The organism is Bradyrhizobium sp. OK095 (genome assembly GCF_900109945.1).
Taxonomy (GTDB): Bacteria; Pseudomonadota; Alphaproteobacteria; order Rhizobiales; family Xanthobacteraceae; genus Bradyrhizobium.
Genome location: NZ_FOBX01000009.1, coordinates 46,970 through 65,500 on the forward strand (window position 1 = coordinate 46,970; position 18,531 = coordinate 65,500).

Annotated in this window: 11 protein-coding genes; 3 read left to right on the forward strand and 8 right to left on the reverse strand. The window is 64.6% G+C overall.

The window, feature by feature from the left end; genetic code table 11:
- Positions 1-41 precede the first annotated feature (41 nt).
- On the reverse strand, positions 42-3,491 hold the full coding sequence (locus BMW89_RS23425; protein ID WP_092029391.1) for an indolepyruvate ferredoxin oxidoreductase family protein: 3,450 nt from the start codon (positions 3,489-3,491) through the stop codon (positions 42-44).
- 153 nt (positions 3,492-3,644) lie between these two features.
- Between BMW89_RS23425 and BMW89_RS23430 the strand changes: the two genes are divergently transcribed.
- Positions 3,645-4,100 (forward strand): Lrp/AsnC family transcriptional regulator, encoded by a 456-nt coding sequence (locus BMW89_RS23430; RefSeq protein WP_092029392.1) that lies wholly within the window; start codon positions 3,645-3,647, stop codon positions 4,098-4,100.
- Positions 4,101-4,235: 135 nt separating this feature from the next.
- Here BMW89_RS23430 and BMW89_RS23435 read toward each other — a convergent pair whose 3' ends face one another.
- From BMW89_RS23435 to BMW89_RS23445, 3 genes are read right to left on the reverse strand one after another with little or no spacing between them, the layout of a single operon-like run.
- On the reverse strand, positions 4,236-5,021 hold the full coding sequence (locus BMW89_RS23435) for a fumarylacetoacetate hydrolase family protein (RefSeq protein WP_092029393.1): 786 nt from the start codon (positions 5,019-5,021) through the stop codon (positions 4,236-4,238).
- A gap of 15 nt (positions 5,022-5,036) precedes the next feature.
- On the reverse strand, positions 5,037-6,404 hold the full coding sequence (locus tag BMW89_RS23440; protein WP_092029394.1) for an LLM class flavin-dependent oxidoreductase: 1,368 nt from the start codon (positions 6,402-6,404) through the stop codon (positions 5,037-5,039).
- A 20-nt stretch (positions 6,405-6,424) separates the two neighbouring features.
- On the reverse strand, positions 6,425-7,477 hold the full coding sequence (locus BMW89_RS23445; RefSeq protein WP_092029395.1) for an Ldh family oxidoreductase: 1,053 nt from the start codon (positions 7,475-7,477) through the stop codon (positions 6,425-6,427).
- Between the two features lie 296 nt (positions 7,478-7,773).
- Between BMW89_RS23445 and BMW89_RS23450 the strand changes: the two genes are divergently transcribed.
- The gene (locus BMW89_RS23450) at positions 7,774-11,889 is read left to right on the forward strand and encodes a bifunctional diguanylate cyclase/phosphodiesterase (RefSeq protein WP_177196259.1); all 4,116 of its coding nucleotides are present in this window, start codon (positions 7,774-7,776) and stop codon (positions 11,887-11,889) included.
- A gap of 6 nt (positions 11,890-11,895) precedes the next feature.
- Here BMW89_RS23450 and galE read toward each other — a convergent pair whose 3' ends face one another.
- The 4 genes from galE to BMW89_RS23470 all read right to left on the reverse strand — a co-directional run bounded on the left by galE (position 11,896) and on the right by BMW89_RS23470 (position 17,096).
- The gene (galE, locus tag BMW89_RS23455; RefSeq protein WP_092029397.1) at positions 11,896-12,888 is read right to left on the reverse strand and encodes a UDP-glucose 4-epimerase GalE; all 993 of its coding nucleotides are present in this window, start codon (positions 12,886-12,888) and stop codon (positions 11,896-11,898) included.
- A 19-nt stretch (positions 12,889-12,907) separates the two neighbouring features.
- Positions 12,908-13,714 carry a WecB/TagA/CpsF family glycosyltransferase gene (locus BMW89_RS23460; protein WP_092029398.1) on the reverse strand — a complete coding sequence of 269 codons (807 nt, stop codon included), beginning with the start codon at positions 13,712-13,714 and terminating at the stop codon, positions 12,908-12,910.
- Positions 13,707-16,016, reverse strand: a complete 2,310-nt coding sequence (locus BMW89_RS23465) for a GumC family protein (RefSeq protein WP_092029399.1) — start codon at positions 16,014-16,016, stop codon at positions 13,707-13,709. Before BMW89_RS23465 ends, BMW89_RS23460 begins: the two co-directional genes overlap by 8 nt.
- Positions 16,017-16,295: 279 nt before the next feature.
- Positions 16,296-17,096, reverse strand: coding sequence for a class I SAM-dependent methyltransferase (locus BMW89_RS23470; protein ID WP_092029400.1), 801 nt, complete (start codon positions 17,094-17,096; stop codon positions 16,296-16,298).
- 396 nt (positions 17,097-17,492) lie between these two features.
- Between BMW89_RS23470 and BMW89_RS23475 the strand changes: the two genes are divergently transcribed.
- Positions 17,493-18,521 carry a glycosyltransferase family 2 protein gene (locus BMW89_RS23475; RefSeq protein ID WP_092029401.1) on the forward strand — a complete coding sequence of 343 codons (1,029 nt, stop codon included), beginning with the start codon at positions 17,493-17,495 and terminating at the stop codon, positions 18,519-18,521.
- Positions 18,522-18,531: the final 10 nt, after the last annotated feature.

Genomic DNA, 18,531 nt, shown 5'->3' on the forward strand with positions numbered 1-18,531 from the left:
GCCACTTAAAGTCCCGAGGCTGAGGCCTCACCGGCGCCGCGTCAACGGTGGGCGTGCATCTTTTGCGTTACCGATGTCGTCAAATTCGTGAATAGCCGCTCGACCTCGGGCTTCACCTTGGCGATCGCCGCATCCTTCACTGGTCCGTAGCCGCGAATGTCCATCGGCGCCTTTGCGATGGCGACGAGGTCGGGCAGACGCGCTGCGTCGAACTGGCCGAGCATTCGTTCGATCAGGTCTTCATACCATGTGATCAGCTCCCGCTCCGCTCGCCGCTCGGCGGTGTAGCCGAACGGATCGAACGGCGTTCCGCGCAATCGTTTCAGCCGCGCCAGCACGGAAAGGGGCATCTGGATCCACTGGCCGAAAGCACGCTTGCGCGGCCGGCCGCGGGCGTCATGTTCGGACGGCAGGAAGGGCGGGGCAAGATGGTACTCGATGCTGAAGCCGTCCTCGAACTCGCGCTTCAACTCGTCGAGGAAACCGGTCTGCATGTGCAGGCGCGCGACCTCGTATTCGTCCTTGTAGGCCATCAGCTTGAACAGAGCGCGCGCGACCACTTCGGTCAGTGCCTCGCTGCCAACTGGAGCTTCGGTGCTGCGAACTTTCTCGATGATCGACCGATAGCGCGCCGCATAGGCATCGTCCTGATAGGCGGTGAGGAAATCGGCGCGGCGGGTAATGAGCTGGTCGAGCGTCTCGGCTTTTGGCGTTTCGTCCGCCTTCGGCAGAAAGTCCGGATCGGCGGCGGCGATCCGGCCCCAGGCCAAGGCCTGCTTGTTGCGGTCGACGGCAACGCCGTTCAGCTCGATCGCGCGCAAGAGCGATTGCAGCGAAATCGGCACGAGTCCGCGCTGCCAGGCAAAACCAAGCATGATGATGTTGGCATAGACGGCATCGCCGAGCAGCCGTTCGGCCAACGCGTTCGCGTTGATCGTGTCGAGATTGTCGTTGCCGATGACCTGTCGGATCGCGCGCAGGCGGGCGGGCGAGGCGAGATCGGCGTCACGAAAGCGAACCACGTCGCCGGTCGGCATCTCCGCGGTGTTGACCGCGGCGCGCGTGCCCTTTCGATAGGTGCCGGACGCCTTCGGCGAAGAGCTGACGACGAGGTCGCAACCGATCAGCGCGTCGGCCGCGCCCTGGTCGATGCGGACCTGGTGCAACGCCTCGGGAGATCCAGCGAGGCGGATGAAGCTCAGCACGGGCCCGAATTTTTGCGCAAAGCCTGTAAAATCGAGCACCGAGACGCCGCGGCGTTCGAGATGCGCAGCCATGCCGATCAGCGCCCCGACTGTAATCACGCCGGTGCCGCCGACGCCGGTCACGAGCAAATCGTAGGGACGGTCGAGCGTGGCGGGGGCGGGCAGGGGAAGCGTCGCCGCGCGACCGATCGCGTCGATCTGGCTCGCGCTCTTCTTCCGGCGCGTTGCGCCTTCGACCGTCACAAAACTCGGGCAAAAACCGTTGAGGCAGGAAAAATCCTTGTTGCAGGACGACAAATTGATCTGGCGCTTGCGGCCGAATGGCGTTTCCTTGGGCTCGACGCTGAGGCAGTTGGACTCGACCGAGCAGTCGCCGCAGCCCTCGCAGACGAGATCGTTGATGTAGGCGAAGCGTTTGGGGTCGGCCATCTGGCCGCGCTTGCGGCGGCGCCGCTTCTCGGTGGCGCAGGTCTGCTGGTAGATCAGCACCGAGACGCCGGAGATATCACGTAGCTCGCGCTGCACGGCGTCCATCTCCTCGCGGGGATGGATGCTCACGCCATCAGGCAAATCCGCCGGCGAAAACTGCGCGGGATCGTCCGACACCAGGGCGATGCGCGTCACACCCTCGGCGCGGACGCTGTGCGCGATGGCGTGTACGCTAATGGGGCCGTCAACCGGCTGACCGCCGGTCATCGCCACCGCATCGTTGAACAGGATCTTGTAGGTGATGTTGGCTTTGGCGGCGATGGCCTGCCGGATCGCCATCGAGCCCGAGTGATAATAGGTGCCTTCGCCGAGGTTCTGGAAGATGTGCCTGTTGCCGGTGAATCGCGACGATGCCGCCCAGTTCACGCCCTCGCCGCCCATCTGGATCAGCGAGGAGGTCTCGCGGTCCATCCAGCTCGCCATGAAATGGCAGCCGATGCCGGCCAGTGCCTTCGATCCCTCGGGGACCTTCGTCGATGTGTTGTGCGGGCAACCGGAGCAGAAATACGGCGTGCGCGTCGCACCGGCGACGTTGATGGCGCGCTCGGCTTCCGGCATCAGGGCGGCTGCGCGTGCGGCGAGATTGAGTCCCGGAAACATCGGATCGAGCCGCCGCGCCAGCACGGACGCGAGCGCGCGCGGCGATAATTCGCCGATCCAGGAGATCAGCCGCGCCCCTCGCTCGTCGTGCTTGCCGACCATGCGCTCGGGCTTGCTGCCGGGATAGTCGTAAAAATATTCCTTGAACTGGCTTTCGATGATGCCGCGCTTCTCCTCGACGACGAGGATCTCGCGCTTGCCCTTCACGAAATCCATGGCGTCGTGCAGCGCCAGCGGCCAGACCATGCCGACCTTGTAGATGTCGATGCCGATGCGGCGGCAGGCGGCTTCATCGAGGCCCATCAGACGCAGCGCTTCCATCAGGTCGAGATGCGCCTTGCCTGTGGTGACGATGCCGTAGGTGGCATCGGGAATGTCGTAGATGCGGCGATCGATCGGATTGGCTTTTGCGAAGGCGTAGACCGCGTGCTTCTTCGCCTCCAGCCGTTCCTCGATCTGTGGGCCCGGCAGATCCGGCCAGCGATAGTGCAGTCCATCAGGCGGCGGCGTGAAGTCGGGCGTGCGGAAGGCACGCGGCGGGCGCAGCGCGACGGAGGCGCCCGACTCCACGATCTCGGAGATCGCCTTGAAGCCGACCCACATGCCGGAGAAGCGGCTCAGCGCGTAGCCATATTCGCCGAACTCCAGATATTCGCTGACGCTCGCGGGGTGCAGCGTCGGCATGAACCAGCTCATGAAGGCGACGTCGGACTGGTGCGGCATCGACGATGACACGCAGCCATGGTCGTCTCCGGCGACCACCAGCACGCCGCCATGCGGCGAGGAGCCGTAGGCATTACCGTGCTTGAGGGCATCGCCGGAGCGATCGACGCCGGGCCCTTTGCCGTACCAGAGGCCGAACACGCCATCGACCTCGCGGTCGGCTTGCGTCTCGACCTGTTGCGAACCGAGCACCGCTGTTGCCGCAAGGTCCTCGTTCACGGCAGGGAGGAATTCGATGCGGTCCCGCTTGAGCCGCTCCTGGATACGCCACAGCTCGAGATCGATACCGCCGAGCGGCGAGCCGCGATAGCCGGAGATGAAGCCGGCGGTGTTGAGGCCGCGCGCACGGTCGCGCCTGATCTGGTCGAGCGCGACGCGGACGATGGCCTGCGTGCCCGTGAGAAAGACGCGGCCCTCCTCGCGATCGTAGCGGTCGGAGAGCTCGTAAGCATCGAGTGACGGAATGGCGTCCATGGCGGACCTCGCGCGGCGTCCCTGCCGATGAGGGAAGGGTATGCCGGGGAGGTTGGTAGGTCTTACCTAATTGCCCGATCGGAAGCGAAAACTAGGTAGAATTTTGCATTGTATGCCAGAATTTGGTAGATTCTCTCGAATTGAGAGGTTTCCATGATCGAAGAGCAGGACACGCGGATTCTCGTCCACCTCCAGAAGGACGGCCGCGCCACCAACCAGCAGCTGGCCGACGAGGTCGGCATGTCGACCTCGGCCTGCTGGCGCCGGGTGCGTGCGCTGGAGGAGACCGGAATCATCCAGGGCTATGCAGCGCTGGTCGCACGTGAGCAGGCGGGTTTTACGATGTCGGCCATCCTCCATGTCTCACTGGAGCGGCATGACGCAAAATTCGTCGAGGAGTTCGTGTCCCGGGTCACCACACGCCGCGAGGTGCTGGAGTGTTTTGCGACCACGGGCGACGCCGATTATCATTTACGCGTCGTCGTGCAGGACATGGCGGCCTACAACAGATTCCTCGACGAGTTCATGTTCCGCATTCCCGGCATCCGCTATGTCCGCAGCAACGTGGTGCTGAAGGAGATCAAGACGGGCGTGGCACTGCCGTTTTGATTTGGCGGCGTTCGCAAGTCTATCTCCTCACCCTGAGGAGGCCGCGCAGCGGCCGTCTCGAAGGGCGAGGCCGAGAGCCGGGCCTTCATCCTTCGAGACGCGCGAAGACGCGCTCCTCAGGATGAGGATTGAGAGCTACCGTTCCTCCCGCACAAACCGGTTCCGCAGCGTCCCGACACCGGTGATGTCGATCTCCACGACATCGCCGTGCTTGATGTCAGGCGAGGCGCCATCCGTGCCCATCCAGATCACGTCGCCGGGCCACAGCGTAAAATACTTGGTCAGCTCGACCAGGAACGGCACCACGCCAAAAATCATGTCGTTGGTGTGGAAGCGGTTGGTCTCCTTGCCGTTGACGCGGACCACGGTCTGCATCTTGGCGAGATTGGCCTCGGTCTCGATCCACGGACCCATCGGCTTGAATGTGTCGGCGTTCTTCGAGCGCCACAGGCTGCGGTCGGCTTTCTGCCAGCTGCGCTCGCTGACGTCGTTGCCGATGGTATAGCCGAACACGCAATCCATCGCGTTTTGTTTGGTGAGATGCTTCACCTTCTTGCCGATGACGACGGCAAGCTCGCCTTCATAGTGGATCTTGTCCGTCGCAAAGGACGGGATCACGACCACCTCGTCATGCGCGATCAGCGCGTTCTGGGCGCGGTAGCCGATCTCTGGACGGTCTGGCACGGCCGGCACCTCGCCGCGCTTGTCTGCGGCTTCTTTCAGGTGCTTCAGGTAATTCAAGCCGACGCAATAGAACGTGCGCGGGATCAGCGGCAGCTCGATCTTGACGTCCCCAAGCGGATGCGTGCGCGAGGTGCGCTGCCATTCGCCGAAGGGATCGCCGTCGACCGCGATCACCTGGTCGCCTTCGACGATCCCCCAGGATGTCTTGTCCGAGGCGGTGAATTTCAGCCAGCGCATGGTGTGTCCTCGTTGTTATTCTGCCGCCTCGCGCGGCTGCACCTTCCAGGCGCCGGCCGCGGGCCGCTTGAGCCCGAGATTTTCCCGCAATGTCTTGCCGCGATAGTCCTTCTGGAACAAGCCGCGGCGCTGCAATTCCGGCACGACGTGTTGGACGAAATCCGCGTAGGAGCCGGGCACGTAAGTCGCGGCGATGACAAAGCCGTCGCAGCCACGCTCGACGAACATCTCCTCTAACTTGTCCGCGATCTCCTTGGGGCCCCCGACCATGGCGTCATGCACCTGGCCGCGGCCGGAAAAGGTGACGAAGTCGCGCGCGCTTGGATTGCTCTTACCCGAGTTCTTCAGCACGCCGTCGCGGATGCCCAAAATGCCTTGCATGCTCTTCAACTCGTCCGTCGTCAGCGGTTCATCGAGATCCTTGGAGGCGAAATCGTAGTTGAGCGCTTCGGCGAGCAGCGACAGCGCGTCGATCTCGAGCGGCAGCTTGTTGATCAACGCCATCTTGTCCTCAGCCTCGGCTTTCGTGGCGGCGCAAACCGGCGTCGTCAGATTGCAGAGGAACATCTGATCGGGATCGCGGCCGGCCTTGGCGGCCTCGTTGCGCACGGAAGCATAACCCTCCTTGGCGGCAGCGAGGTTGCGCGCGGCGGTGAAGATCACCTCGCCCCATCGCCCGGCAAAGCGCTGGCCGCGGCCGGACGCGCCGGCCTGGATGATCACGGGATGGCCCTGATCCGAGCGCGGCACGGTGAACGGGCCGCGGGACTTGAAGGCGGCGCCCTTGTGATCGAGCCGCTTCACCTTGCTTGGATCGGCAAAGCGGCCGCTCTTTTTGTCCATGATCAGCGCGCCGTCTTCCCATGTGTCCCAATGGCCGAGCACGACCTCCATGAACTCGTCGGCCTTGTCGTAGCGAGAATCGTGTTCCGGATGGGAGTCGCGCCCCATGTTGAGGGCTTCGCCGTCATTGAGCGAGGTGACGACGTTCCACCCCGCCCGCCCGCCCGACATCAAATCGAGTGTCGCGAAGCGGCGCGCGAGATCGAAGGGCTCGTAATAGGTGGTCGAGCAGGTCGAGCCAAGGCCGAGCTTGTCGGTGACCAGGCCCATCGTGGTCAGCACGATCAGCGGATCCATCTTCACGCAGCGGATGCCGTATTCGACGGTGTGGGCGTGGTCGTTGCCGTAGCGGTCCGGCATCGCCAGGCGATCGTCGAAGAACGCCATGTGGAATTTGCCGGCTTCGAGGATTCTGGCGATCTCCTGATAGTAATCCGCCGACATCGAATCGTCGCGCGAGTCAGGATGCCGCCAGGAGCTCGGCAAATTGGTGCAGTTCTGCGCTTGAAGGAAGCCGACAAGTACCATCTGGCGATTCATGCTGCTGTTCTCCAATTCCGTCAGGCCAGATCGAGGACGGTGTCGAGCCTGTATTCCCGCGCCAGCGCGCGCAGCTTCTCCCAGGTCGCATCCTCGATCTCGATGCCGTCGCGCAGGCGCTGCTGCTCGCGCACGCCCTCGATCTCGCCGGGATAGTAGACGCCCTTGCTGCCCTCGGACGGCGGCGTCGATTTCAGATATTGCGCGAATTCAGCGACTTCGCGCTTGAACTCTTTCAGCGGCCGGAACGCCGCGACGTTGAACACCGCCATGAAGCATCCGTCATTGTGCCGCCCCGTGGGCTCGACGCCGAAGCCGAGACCGGTGAGCAGGCCGCACAGCACCTCGACCATGGCCGCCAGGCCGCTGCCCTTGTAGCCCTCGGTGCCGCCGAGCGGCAGCAGCGCTCCGCCCTTGCGATATTGCGTCGGATCGGTGGTGTGACGTCCCTCGGCATCGATGATCCAGCCCGTGGGAATCTCCTCGCCGCGGGCGACCGCGAGCTGGATCTTGCCGGCCGCGACCGCCGAGGTCGCCATGTCCAGATAGAACGGCGCGTCGAGATCGGACGGCACCGCGATCGAGATCGGGTTGGTGCCGAGCCGCGCCTCCTTGCCGCCGAACGGCGCCACGTGCTTCGGCGAGCGGCCGGAATCCGCGGTCGCGATCCCGATCATGCCTTCGCGCATCGCCATCAGCGGATAGGCGGCGAGGCGGCCGACATGGCTTTGCCGGAACACGGTGCAGGCCGCGACGTTCGCCGTCTTCGCTTTTTCGATCGTCAGTGCCATCGCCTTGGCGTTGACATGGAAACCAAAACCCCAATGGCCGTCGATCACGGTCGTAGTCGGCGATTCCTGGACGATGGTCCATGTCGCGCCGGGGACGATGTGTCCGGCCTTGATCCGGTCGATATAGGTGGGAACCGCGATCACACCGTGGGAATCATGGCCGGCGAGATTGGCGTTGACGCAGCCGATTGCGACGGCATCTGCCTCTTCCTCTGAAGCTCCGGCGGCGCGGAGCAGCGCGGCGCTGATGCGCGTGAGGCGGTCGGCCTTGACGATGGGCATGGCGTTTCCCCGGCATGATGCCCTTAACGGGCTGCTTGTTGGGTGCCATCGTCTCAAAGCGCGGCAGCGATATCAATCTCCCGTAAACCAATACAGGGCTGCAAATTCGTAAACAGGGCGCGCCTTTGGTCGAAGATTCTTCCCGTGCGGCGGCATTCCCGACAGTTTGGCGCCTGTCGTTCGCAGCTCGTTCACTTTGATCGAGGGTTTGCGGCGCGCAATAACGACCACTTAGGCGATGGCCGTTCATAAAAGCACCCGGGAGAATTAGGCAGAAATGCCCGGGAGTTGAGATCGTGCAGACGACCCTCGCGCGCACCTTTGCAGCGTTGAGCGCCATCAACGAAGCGATCCTCTATGCGAAATCGCCGGACGAGCTGTACCAGAAGGTCTGCGACGCCGGGTTTGCGAGTGGGGACTTCATGGCGGTCGCCGTGTTCCTCGTGGAGCCGGACGGCCGCCGGCTGCGCTTTTCCGCCGGCCGCGGCGACGACGTCCCGCGGCTGAGCGCGATCGAGATCACCACGGAAGCCGGCACTGCCGAGGGATCGGGCGTCAGTGGGGAGGCGTTCCGCAGCCGGAAGCTCTGCATCAGCAACGATTTTCTGAACGACCCACGCTCGCGCGCGTGGCGTGAGGGCGCGGCCAAAGCGCATGTCGGCGCCGCGGCGGCGTTGCCGCTTCTGTGCAGCGGCAAGAGCGTCGGCGTGCTGCTCGTGACCCGCAGCGAGGCCGGTTCGCTCAGCGAGCAGATGGTGTCGCTGTTCGAGCGGATGTCGGCCAACATTTCCTATGCGCTAGACAATTTTGCGCGCGAAGCCGCCCGCCAGACCGGCGAGCGCGCGACGCGGCGCCTGAACCGTATGTTCGGCGCGCTCAGCGCGACCAACGAGGCCATCCTGCGCGCCAAGACTGAGCAGGAGCTCTATCAATTGGTGTGCGACGCCTCCGTCCACGGCGGCAAATCGCTTGCAACCTTTGTTCTGCTCAAGGAGCCGGACTCGCATTGGCTGAAGCCTGTCGCCGGCAGCGGTGAGAATTTGGAGATCGTGGCCCGGGCCCGTTACTCCGTCGATGCCGAAAATCCCCACGGCCGCGGCATTTCCGGTGAGGTGTTTCGGACACAGAAGCCCTTTGTCGAACGCGATCTCGCTCGCCGCACCAGGGGAACGCCGTGGGAGCAGGCCAATACCAACACCGGCGTTGCCGCATGCGTCGCGGCGCCTCTGATCAGGCGTGGTGAAAGCGTCGGCGTCATCCTCGCCTTCCTCAGTGCGTCCTGGGCGAAGGACGAGGAGATCGTCGCGCTGATGCTGCGCATCGCCGAGAACGTCTGCTTCGCAATCGACAATTTCGATCGTGAAGCCGAAAAGGCCCGGATCGCCGAGGAGGAGGAACGCCTGGCGCGCATGTATGCGGCGCTCAGCGCGACCAATGAGGCGATCCTGCGCGCGCATTCGAGGGCCGAACTGTTCGACCTCGTGTGCGAAGCAACCGCGAAGGGCGCCAAGTTCACCTCGGCCAACATCGCGCTGGTCGATCACGATGCCGAACTGCTCCGCGTCGTCGCCTGCTACGGCCCGAACGCGGATCAGGTCCGTAACTTCAAGTTCTCCACGTCCGACCAGGTGCCCGAGGGGCGGGGACTGACCGGCACCGCGTTCCGGACGCGCCAACCCTGCATCAGCAACGACGTGCTGTCCGACGACCGGATCATACCCTGGCAGGCCAACGCCCGCCGCAACGGCATCGGATCCTCCGCGGCATTGCCGCTGTTCAACGGCGACCGCGTCGAAGGAATATTCCTCTTCAACTCGCGGGAACGCGGCACGTTCACGCCCGAATTTGTCGAGCTGCTGCAGCGGCTCCAGGCCAATGTCGCCTTCGCACTCGAGAATTTCGATCGCGCGGACGCGAAGGCGAGAGCCGAGATGCAGCGCAATCGTCTGCGAGACATGCTCGAAGCCCTGAGCGCGACCAACGAAGCCATCATGCGGGTGAAGACCCGCGCCGAATTGTTCGAAGCGGTGTGCCAGGCGGCCGTGCTCGGCGGCACCTTCACCTCGGCCACCATCGCCATGGTCGATCCGACGGGGCGCGACCTCGACATCGCCGTCACCAAGGGCGAATGCCGCAGCCAAGTCGAGAAATGGCGCTTCGCGACCTCCGCCGACGAGATCGAAGGGCGGGGGCTCGCCGGCACCACGTTTCGCACCAAGGCGCCTTGTGTCGCCAACGAGCTCCTCACGGACGTTCGTGCGACGCACTGGCGCCAGGTTGCGCGGGATCAGGGGACGAAATCCGGCGGCTGCTTCCCGCTGCTGAAGAACGGTGCCGATGCCATCGGCATCCTGCTGTTCCTCTCGCCGGACGAAGGCACGTTCACGCCTGACCTGATCCAGTTGCTCGGGCGCCTGGCGGAAAACGTTTCCTTTGCACTCGACAATTTCGACCGCGCCGAGGAGCGCGCCCGGACCGAGGCCCAGAAGGAGCGCCTGACGCGCATGTTCGCGGCGCTGAGCGCCACCAATGAAGCGATCGTGCGCGCCAAGTCGCGCACCGAGCTGTTTGAGCTCGTGTGTCAGGCCGCTTCCACCGGCGGCAAGTTCACCTCCACGACCATTGCGCTGGCCAGCGCCGACAGCGATCAGCTCGCGATCGTCGCGGCCGCAGGGCCGTCTGCCGAGACCACGCGAAGCGTTCGTCTCTCCATCGACGCCGACCGGCCCGAGGGCCGCGGCATGAGCGGCACGGCGTTCCGCACCCGGCAGCCCTGTGTCAGCAATGACTACGTCAATGACAGCCGTGTGAGCGCCTTTCATACGGTGCTGCAGGGCGACGGCGCGCGCTCCGGCGCGGCGTTCCCGCTGATCACGCACGGCAAGCCTGTCGGCGTCATGATCTACATGTCGACCGAGCAGGACACCTTCACGGAAGAATTCGTCGAGCTGTTGCAACGTCTCGCCGACAACGTCTCCTTCGCGATGGAGAATTTCGATCGCGCCGATGAGAAGAGCGAGGCCGACGAGCGGATCGAGTATCTCGCTTCGCACGACAGCCTGACCGACCTGCCCAACCGCGAGACCTTCAACGGGCTGTTGCGCGAGGCGATCGATGAAGCGCAGCGCCACGACCACCGTTTTGCGGTGCTGTTCATCGACCTCGACCGCTTCAAGGTCATCAACGATTCGCTCGGTCACGAGGCCGGCGATTTGCTGCTGCTCGAAGTGGCGACCCGGCTGCGCAGGGCGCTGCGGAAGAGCGATGTCGTCGCGCGCCTCGGCGGCGACGAATTCGTGGTGATCCTCGACCAGTGCGGCGATATCGACGACGTCCAGCGCATCTCGACCGGGCTGCTCGCGGCGCTCGCCGAGCCCATGGAGCTCGCCGGTCACGAGTGCCACACCACGGCCTCGATCGGCATCGCGATGTATCCGGCCAACGGCTCTGATGCGCAGACGCTGACCAAGAACGCCGACATGGCGATGTATCTCGCCAAGGAAGACGGCAAGAACGGCTATCGCTTCTTCTCCAAGGAAGTGAAGACGCAGTCGATCGAACGGCTCTCGCTGGAGAGCGCGCTGCGCCGGGCGCTGGAGCGCGAGCAGTTCTCGCTGAATTACCAGCCCAAGGTGGACATGGAGACCGGCCAGATCACCGGCGTGGAAGCGCTGCTGCGCTGGACGCATCCGGATCTCGGCAGCATCTCGCCGGCGCAGTTCATTCCGCTTGCGGAGGAAACCGGGCTGATCGTGCCGATCGGCCGCTGGGTGGTGAAGGAGGCCTGCGCGCAGGCCATGGCCTGGCAGCGCCGCGGTCTCTTGCCGGTGTCGATGGCGGTCAACCTCTCGCCGCGGCAGTTCGTCGACGAACATTTGTTGCAGGACGTCGATGAGGCGCTGGCAGCCTCCGGCATGTCGCCGGTGCTGCTCCAGCTCGAAGTCACCGAGAGCATGATGATGCGCAATGTCGGGCGCGCGCTGAAGGTACTCGACGCCATCCAGAGCCGCGGCATCCGGCTTGCGATCGACGATTTCGGCACCGGCTATTCGTCGATGTCGCTGATGAAGCATTTTCCGATCGACACCATCAAGATCGACCGCTCCTTCGTTCGTGACTTGCCGCAGGATTCCGAGGACCAGGCGATCGCGCAGGCGATCATCAGCATGGGCAAGGCGCTCGGCATGACTGTGGTCGCCGAAGGTGTCGAGAACGCCGAGCAGGAGGCGTTCCTGCGCACCCATGGCTGCGACGAGATGCAGGGCTTCCTGATCTCCAAGCCGCTGCCGGCCAAGCAGATGGCCGAGCTGCTGCGGCCGATGGTTCTGCCGGTTGCGCCGCCGCTCCAGCCGGAACTGGATCTGGCCTCGACCGAAGCCGCGGCGTCGCGGCTGAAACGCGCCTTCAGCTAGCGCGCTTTAGCGCGACTTGAGCGGATGCGCCTTCTGGTGCCAGGCCCAGGCTGTCCGGATCACGGTCGGCAAATCGGAATGGCGCGGCACGAAGTTAAGCACCTTTCGCGCGGCAGAAGCGTCGGCAACGAGGTAGGTGGGATCGCCGGCGCGGCGCGGCTTCATGGTATGCGGCACCTCGCGCCCGGTCTCCTGCCTGATGGCGTTCAGGATCTCGCGCACGGAAAAGCCGGAGCCGGTGCCGAGATTGAAGCTGCCGCCGGCATGTCCGGTTTCCAGATGCTTCAAGGCCGCGAGGTGCGCGGCGGCGAGGTCGGTAACGTGGATGTAGTCGCGGATCGCGGTACCGTCGGGCGTGTCGTAATCGTCGCCGAACACGGCGAAGTCGACATGGCCTTGCAGCGCCATCATGGCGCGCGGAATGAGATGGGTCTCGTTGTCACGCAGCTCGCCGATGCCGCCTGCGGGATCGGCGCCGCTGGCGTTGAAATAGCGCAGACAGAATGCGCCGAAGCCGTAGGCTGCGCGATAATCGGCGAGCATGCGCTCGATCATCCATTTTGATGCGCCGTAGGGATTGATCGGTGCGCAGGGAAAATCTTCCGGTAGCTCCTTGGAATCGGCATTGCCGTAGACGGCGCCGGTCGAGGAGAACACGATGCGATGGCAGCCTGCGTTGCGCATCGCCTGGAGCAGCGACAACGTGCCCTGGACGTTGTTGATGTAGTATTTCTGCGGGTCGGTCATGGACTCGCCGACGAGGCTGGCCGCGGCGAAATGCATCACGGCCGTGACCTTGTGCTCGGCGAAGGCACGCGCCAGCGCCGCGCCGTCGAGCAGATCGCCCGTGACGAGGGGACCGGCGACAAAGCTGCGATGGCCTGTCGAGAGATTGTCATAAACGACGGGTTGATAGCCGGCGGTGGCCAGTGCGCGGCAGGCGTGCGAGCCAATATAGCCTGCACCTCCTGTGACGAGGACAGTCGGTCGGTCGGTCATGTCGTCTTCTACTCTTCTCTCAGCGATTGGAAGGTCGTTTGCGGCTGAAGAGAAGATAGAGCGCGCGGGGGTTGGTGGTCAAATAGCGCCACAGCAAACGGCGTGGCTCGAGACAGGTGCGCCAGGCCCATTCCAGCCCGATCTTCTGCATCCATTGCGGCGCGCGGGACCGGCTGCCCGATAAAAAGTTGAACAACCCGCCGGATGTCTTGATAACGCCAACATTGGTCATCAGCGGCGTGTATTCCTCGACAAATGCCTGCTCGTTGGGCACGCCGAGCGCGACCCAGAGATAATCGGGTGCGAGCGCGTTGATCTCCTCGATTTTCGCTCGCAGGGCGTCGCCGCGCAGATAGCCGTGGCTGTAGCCGACGATCTTGAGGCTCGGATAGAGATTGCGAACATTCTCGACCGCGGCGGCGTTCTCGGCCTCGCTGGCGCCAAACATGTAGAAGGTGCGGCCGAGCACTTCGGCCTTGCGCGCGACGACGTGGAACAAGTCCGTGGTCGCAACGCGCTCGGGCAGCGGAAACCAGGATTGCAGTTTTGAGGCCGCCACCAGCGGCTGGCCGTCTGCGTTGATCAGGTCGGCGCCGCGGAACAGGCGTTCGGTCTCCGGCTCGGTCGAGCAGCGTGCCAGCACCTCGCCATTGGCCGAGGTCAGATGCAGCGGACGGCCGATGCGATTGTCAGGATCGGTCGCCTCGATCATGAAATCGGCGGTGGCTTCCAGGTCGAGCGCGGCCATGCGAAGGCCGCCGATGGTGATCCGCGGCACGTCGGCAGTGGCAGCCCGGCCGTCCAGATTGACGCGGCGCTCAAGCATATTGTCTGCCTCGCTGGCGCGCTTGGGTTGCGGGGGTGAGCTCATCGAGCACGACGCCGACGAGCTTGCGCTCGGCGCGGCCGAGCGTGCTCAGAATTTCTTCGAGACTGTCATTGATGTCGTGGCTGGTCGGCAGCACCGCCACCAGCGCATCGGTGTCATCGAGCAACTTGCGGGCGCTGGCCGAGAGCGGCATTGCGGGGCCATCGAGGATCACGAGGTCGTAGCCGCCGGCGGACCGCGCCTGTGCGATCGCCTTGCGGATGGCTTCAACCGCCTTGCCGGCGTCGCCGTCGGCGGCCGGCAGCACCGAGATGCCGTTGACCGTCTTGATCTCGCGCGCGGCCTTGCTGCCGATCGAGAGCCAGCCGCGTGCGCTCGGCTCGCTCTTGCCGGGACGATTGACCTTGTTCGAGAGCGAATGTGCCTGATGGTCGGCATCGATCATCAGCACGCGGGCGCCGTCGCGCGCGGCTGCGAGCGCGAAATTCAGCGCGGTCACGCTGCGCCCGACGGTTTCGCCGGCACCGAGCAGCGCAATCACCGGCATCGCCTTGCCGCCGGCACGCCGGGCCAAGGCTGCGCGCATGTCGCGCCAGGTATTGAGCAGGCTCGTCAAGGGGAAGCCGGGGCGCAGCGTCGGCCAGCCCAGCCGTGTCAGGTCGACGCCACCGCCGGTCGCGAGAATCGCGCCCAGCGTATGGATGACGTCGGCCTCCTGGAGGCACGAGATCAGCGGTTTCTCGATCAGGGGGCTTTCCATCGTCGAAGCTTGCAGCGGTGAGGCGTCAAGTTCGGGACGCGCATGAGCAACTTCCGGAGCGCGGGGCGCCTGCGGCGCTGCGCTGCGTTCACGGCGGGCCGGTGTGGGCGCACCGGCGAACAGCAACTCGGCTGCGGCGAACCAGCTTGAAGCCGCGATCGCGCCGAAGACGAAGCCGATCATCGCGAACAGGCTCATCGCCGGCGGGAACGAGCGCCGCTGCGGCACGGTCGCTTCACCGATGACGCGAGCCGCCGAGGTGTTGAGCGTCTCCTGCTCCTCGGTTTCGCGCGAGCGCTTGAGGAAGGATTGATAGACGTCGCGGCTGGCATCCGTCTCGCGCTCGAGCTCGCGCAGGCGCACAGAGGCCTGGCTGAGCTGCACGCTCTGCCGTTTCTGCGCTTCCAGCGCCCGGCTGAGCGAGGCCTCAAAGTCGCGGGAACGCGTCAGATCGTTCTTGGCCGACTGGGCGAAGCGATCGATCTCTTCGCTGATGGTGCGCTTGAGATCCTCGACCTGCTTCTCAGTCTGGCGCAGCGACGGATGGCGCGGGCCGAGCTCGGCGGTCTGCTCCGCATATTTCTTGCGGGCATCGGCATATTGGGCACGCAAATTCGCGATGGTCGGCGATTGCAGCGCCTCGGGAATCGCGCCGGCGTCCGCCGCCGTACGCCGGCTCGCCTCGATCTGGTCGAGCCGCGCCTGTGCGTCCATCGTCGCCGCGCGGGCGGCGGAAAGCCGCTGGTTGCTGGCGGACAGCTGCTGGTCGCTGATCAGCGCATCCTGGGTGCCGACGAAATTGTTCTGGGCCTTGTAGGTGGCGAGCACGGTCTCGGCGTTGCGGAGCCGCTCGCGCAACTCCTTCAGCCGGCCGGAGAGGTCGGCGGTGGCGCGCCGCGCGGCCGAAGCCTGCGAGTTGCGGGATTCGGCGAGGTAGGCGCTGGTCAGCGTGTTGGCGAGCATCGCCGCCTTCGCCGGATCGGTCGACCAGACCTCGATGTCGACGATGAAGCTCTTCTCGGTTTTGCGGATCGTGATGTGCCGGTTCAGCACCTCGAGCGCCCCGAGCTGCACTTCCTTCGTCTCCGCGGGGGAGGACGCGCGGGGTTGAAGGCCGATCAGGCCGAGCAGAGACGACATCAGCGTTTTGGTATCACCGCCGCCGCCGAATTCCGGATCCTTGTCTAGGCCGGCCTCCTGGATCACCCGAAGCAGCACGCTGTTGGAGGTGATCAGGCGCGCCTGGCTCTCCACCACCATGGACATGCCGGAGACGTCCTGCGCGCGCGGCGTGAGCTCGCGATCGACGAGCTGAAGCTCGCGCGGATCGACATAGAGCTGCGCGGTGGCGGTGTAACGCGGCGTCAGGCTCTTGCCGGCGGTGACCGCAAGCGTCGCGCCGAGCAGCGCGGCGGCCGCAATCGCGATCTTGCGGCGCCACAGCAGATTGACCAGTTCCAGCACGCTGAAGCCGGCTTCGGACCTCTGCTGCGGGGCCTCTGGTCTGACCCGGTCTATCGGCTGGTTATAGTCAAGCATGATCCCCAGCTTCCATTCCAACTGTCGCGGGCTGAGGGGTTACTCTTCGCTTTACGCCACGCACCAAGGATATAGGTGCCCAATCAACGCAACAGGGAAAATTAACCATACTCATTGAGGGACTATTCACCGAAATGGCAAACAAAGCGTTTAAGCGCAGGCCGCCGTTCGACGCGTCGTAGTGACGCTGAGGCCCCCCAGAGATTAACGGTTCGTTACCGCGCGCCGCGAGGCCGCGAAGCCTCACACGTTGTGCCACGAGCAGCGCGCGCATCGTCGTCAGATCTTCCGCAGGATGACGTGATAATCGCCGCGGCGGACGTCGGTGCCGCGCGGCAGCACGGCGTTGAGCACAGCGGCGCCGGCGTCGACCAGGGCCGCGAACAGCGGCTTGCGCCGGCGCATCTCGGGATAGCGCGGGCTCTCGACCTCGCGGCGGTAGATCATCTCGAGGCCGTTGGCGTCTGCGAATGCTTCGAGCCGCGGCAGCGTCACCAGCGGATGAAAGAAGGTCGGGAACGGCGGCTCGCCGGGCAGGCCGGCATTCCTGATGCCGCGGATGTACCGGTAGAACCAGACGTGAAACCAGTGCGGCGAGTATTTGGTGACGACGCCGGACAGCGAGCGCGGATTGGGCGCGCCGATCAGGATCATCCCGCCGCGCTTGAGCGCGTCGCGGAAATTCAGCAGCGCAGCTTCGACATCGGGAAGATGCTCGATCACGTTGTAGCAGATCACGAGATCGAAGCTCTCGGGCGTGGAGCGGTAGGTCTGCACGTCGCCGAGGATCGCCTCGTCCGCATAATTGTTGTTCTTGACCTGGTCCTCGTCGATGTCGACGACGGTGACGTGGCTGCGGCTCAGCAATTCTGTCGGCAGAAAGCTGCACGAGCCGCCGCCGGCTTCATAGGTCGCGAGCTGTCCCTGCGGCAGCTCGCGGCGCAGCAAGTCGTGAACGGCGAGCAGGCTGTCGCGGGCCTCGCCGGGGACCAGATCGAGCAGTGCCTGGGTGTGTGCAGTGGCTGCGGGGGCGTTGGTCGCCGTGGCTGTCGCGAAATCGATCGTGGCTGGTTTGTTCATATTTTCTGACCGCGCTTGTTCGATTCAAATTTACAGGAAAAATGTCGTATGCCCGAAGAGCAAATCTGATGCCGCCCCGCTTCACCGGTCGCGGTGCTTACGGTCGGGTTAATGCGCATGGGCGTTAACTACGGCATTCTCTGCCCCGCACCGTCGGCGGATGATGGACTGCGAATTGCAGTACCACTTGCGCATGGATTTGCAGGGGAAACACGCGAAAGCGGTTAAGCGTATGGTGGCACGTCTGCATTGTCGGGAGATCATTCGGATGGTGCCGTCTCGCGCCTCGGTCGGACTGTTCACTTTGGCACGCATCTGTTCCGCCGCGCTGTGCCGTCGCGAGACGGCGCGACCGGCGCAGGGCTTTTTCAACATATCTCGGGCATCTAGAGCGCCATGACACTGATCCCGACAGACCTGTCCGCCAGCCGGATCTCGGAAACGTTGCGCGATCCCAGCCGGGAGATCGCGGCGAGCTCCCGGGTCATCGATCTGTCGGTCGGCATCGTCGTCTGTATTCCCTGCTTCCGCCGCCCGCAGCATCTGCGGCTGACGCTGGACTCGCTCGCGAGCCAGCGTACCCCGCGCTCCTTCGCGGTGGTCATGGTTGAGAACGATGCGGCAGGGCGCGAGAGCGCGCCAGTCGCCGCGGAGTATCTCGCCGATGGCAGGCTCCAGGGCATCTGCCTGGTCGAAAAGCGGCAGGGCAACGTCCAGGCGATCAACGCCGCCTTCGAGACGGCGCAGGCGCTGTTTCCCGCCGCGACCCGTTTCCTGATGATCGACGACGACGAGATCGCCTCGTCCGACTGGCTCGAGCTGATGGTCCGCACCGCGGAAGCAACCGGCGCCGACGTGGTCGGCGGGCCGGTGTTGCCGGTCTTCGACGACGACAGCAAGCCCTGGCTCGCGCGTCATCCCGTCTTCTGCCCGGCCTACGACTACACTGGCGCGGTGCCGCTGATCTATGGCTGCGGCAATTGCCTGATCACGCGTGCGGCGTTCGACCGGCTCGAAAGTCCGGCCTTCGATCTGCGCTTCAACTTCCTCGGCGGCGGCGATTGCGACTTTTTCGTGCGCTGCCGCAATGCCGGAATGATCTTCCACTGGACGGCGGAGGCCGTCATCACCGAGACCGTGCCGCAGAGCCGCACCAGCTTCAGCTGGATCGCAAAGCGCTGCCTGCGCATCGGCGCGATCAATTATCGTGTACAGCACAAGGCCGCGCGGGGCGTGGCGGCCCGGGCGCGGGTATTCGCGCAGATGCTCGGGCGTTTGCCGCTGTCGCTGCTGCGTGCGGCCCGGCTGCTGCCGACCTCGAAGGCCGTCGTCGCGATGCATCCCGTGATGGTGGCGTTTGGATCTGCGCTCGCGGCCTTCGGCTTCGATCCGAAGCCCTATGAGGCTTCCAAGATCGTGACCTGACGTTCTTGAG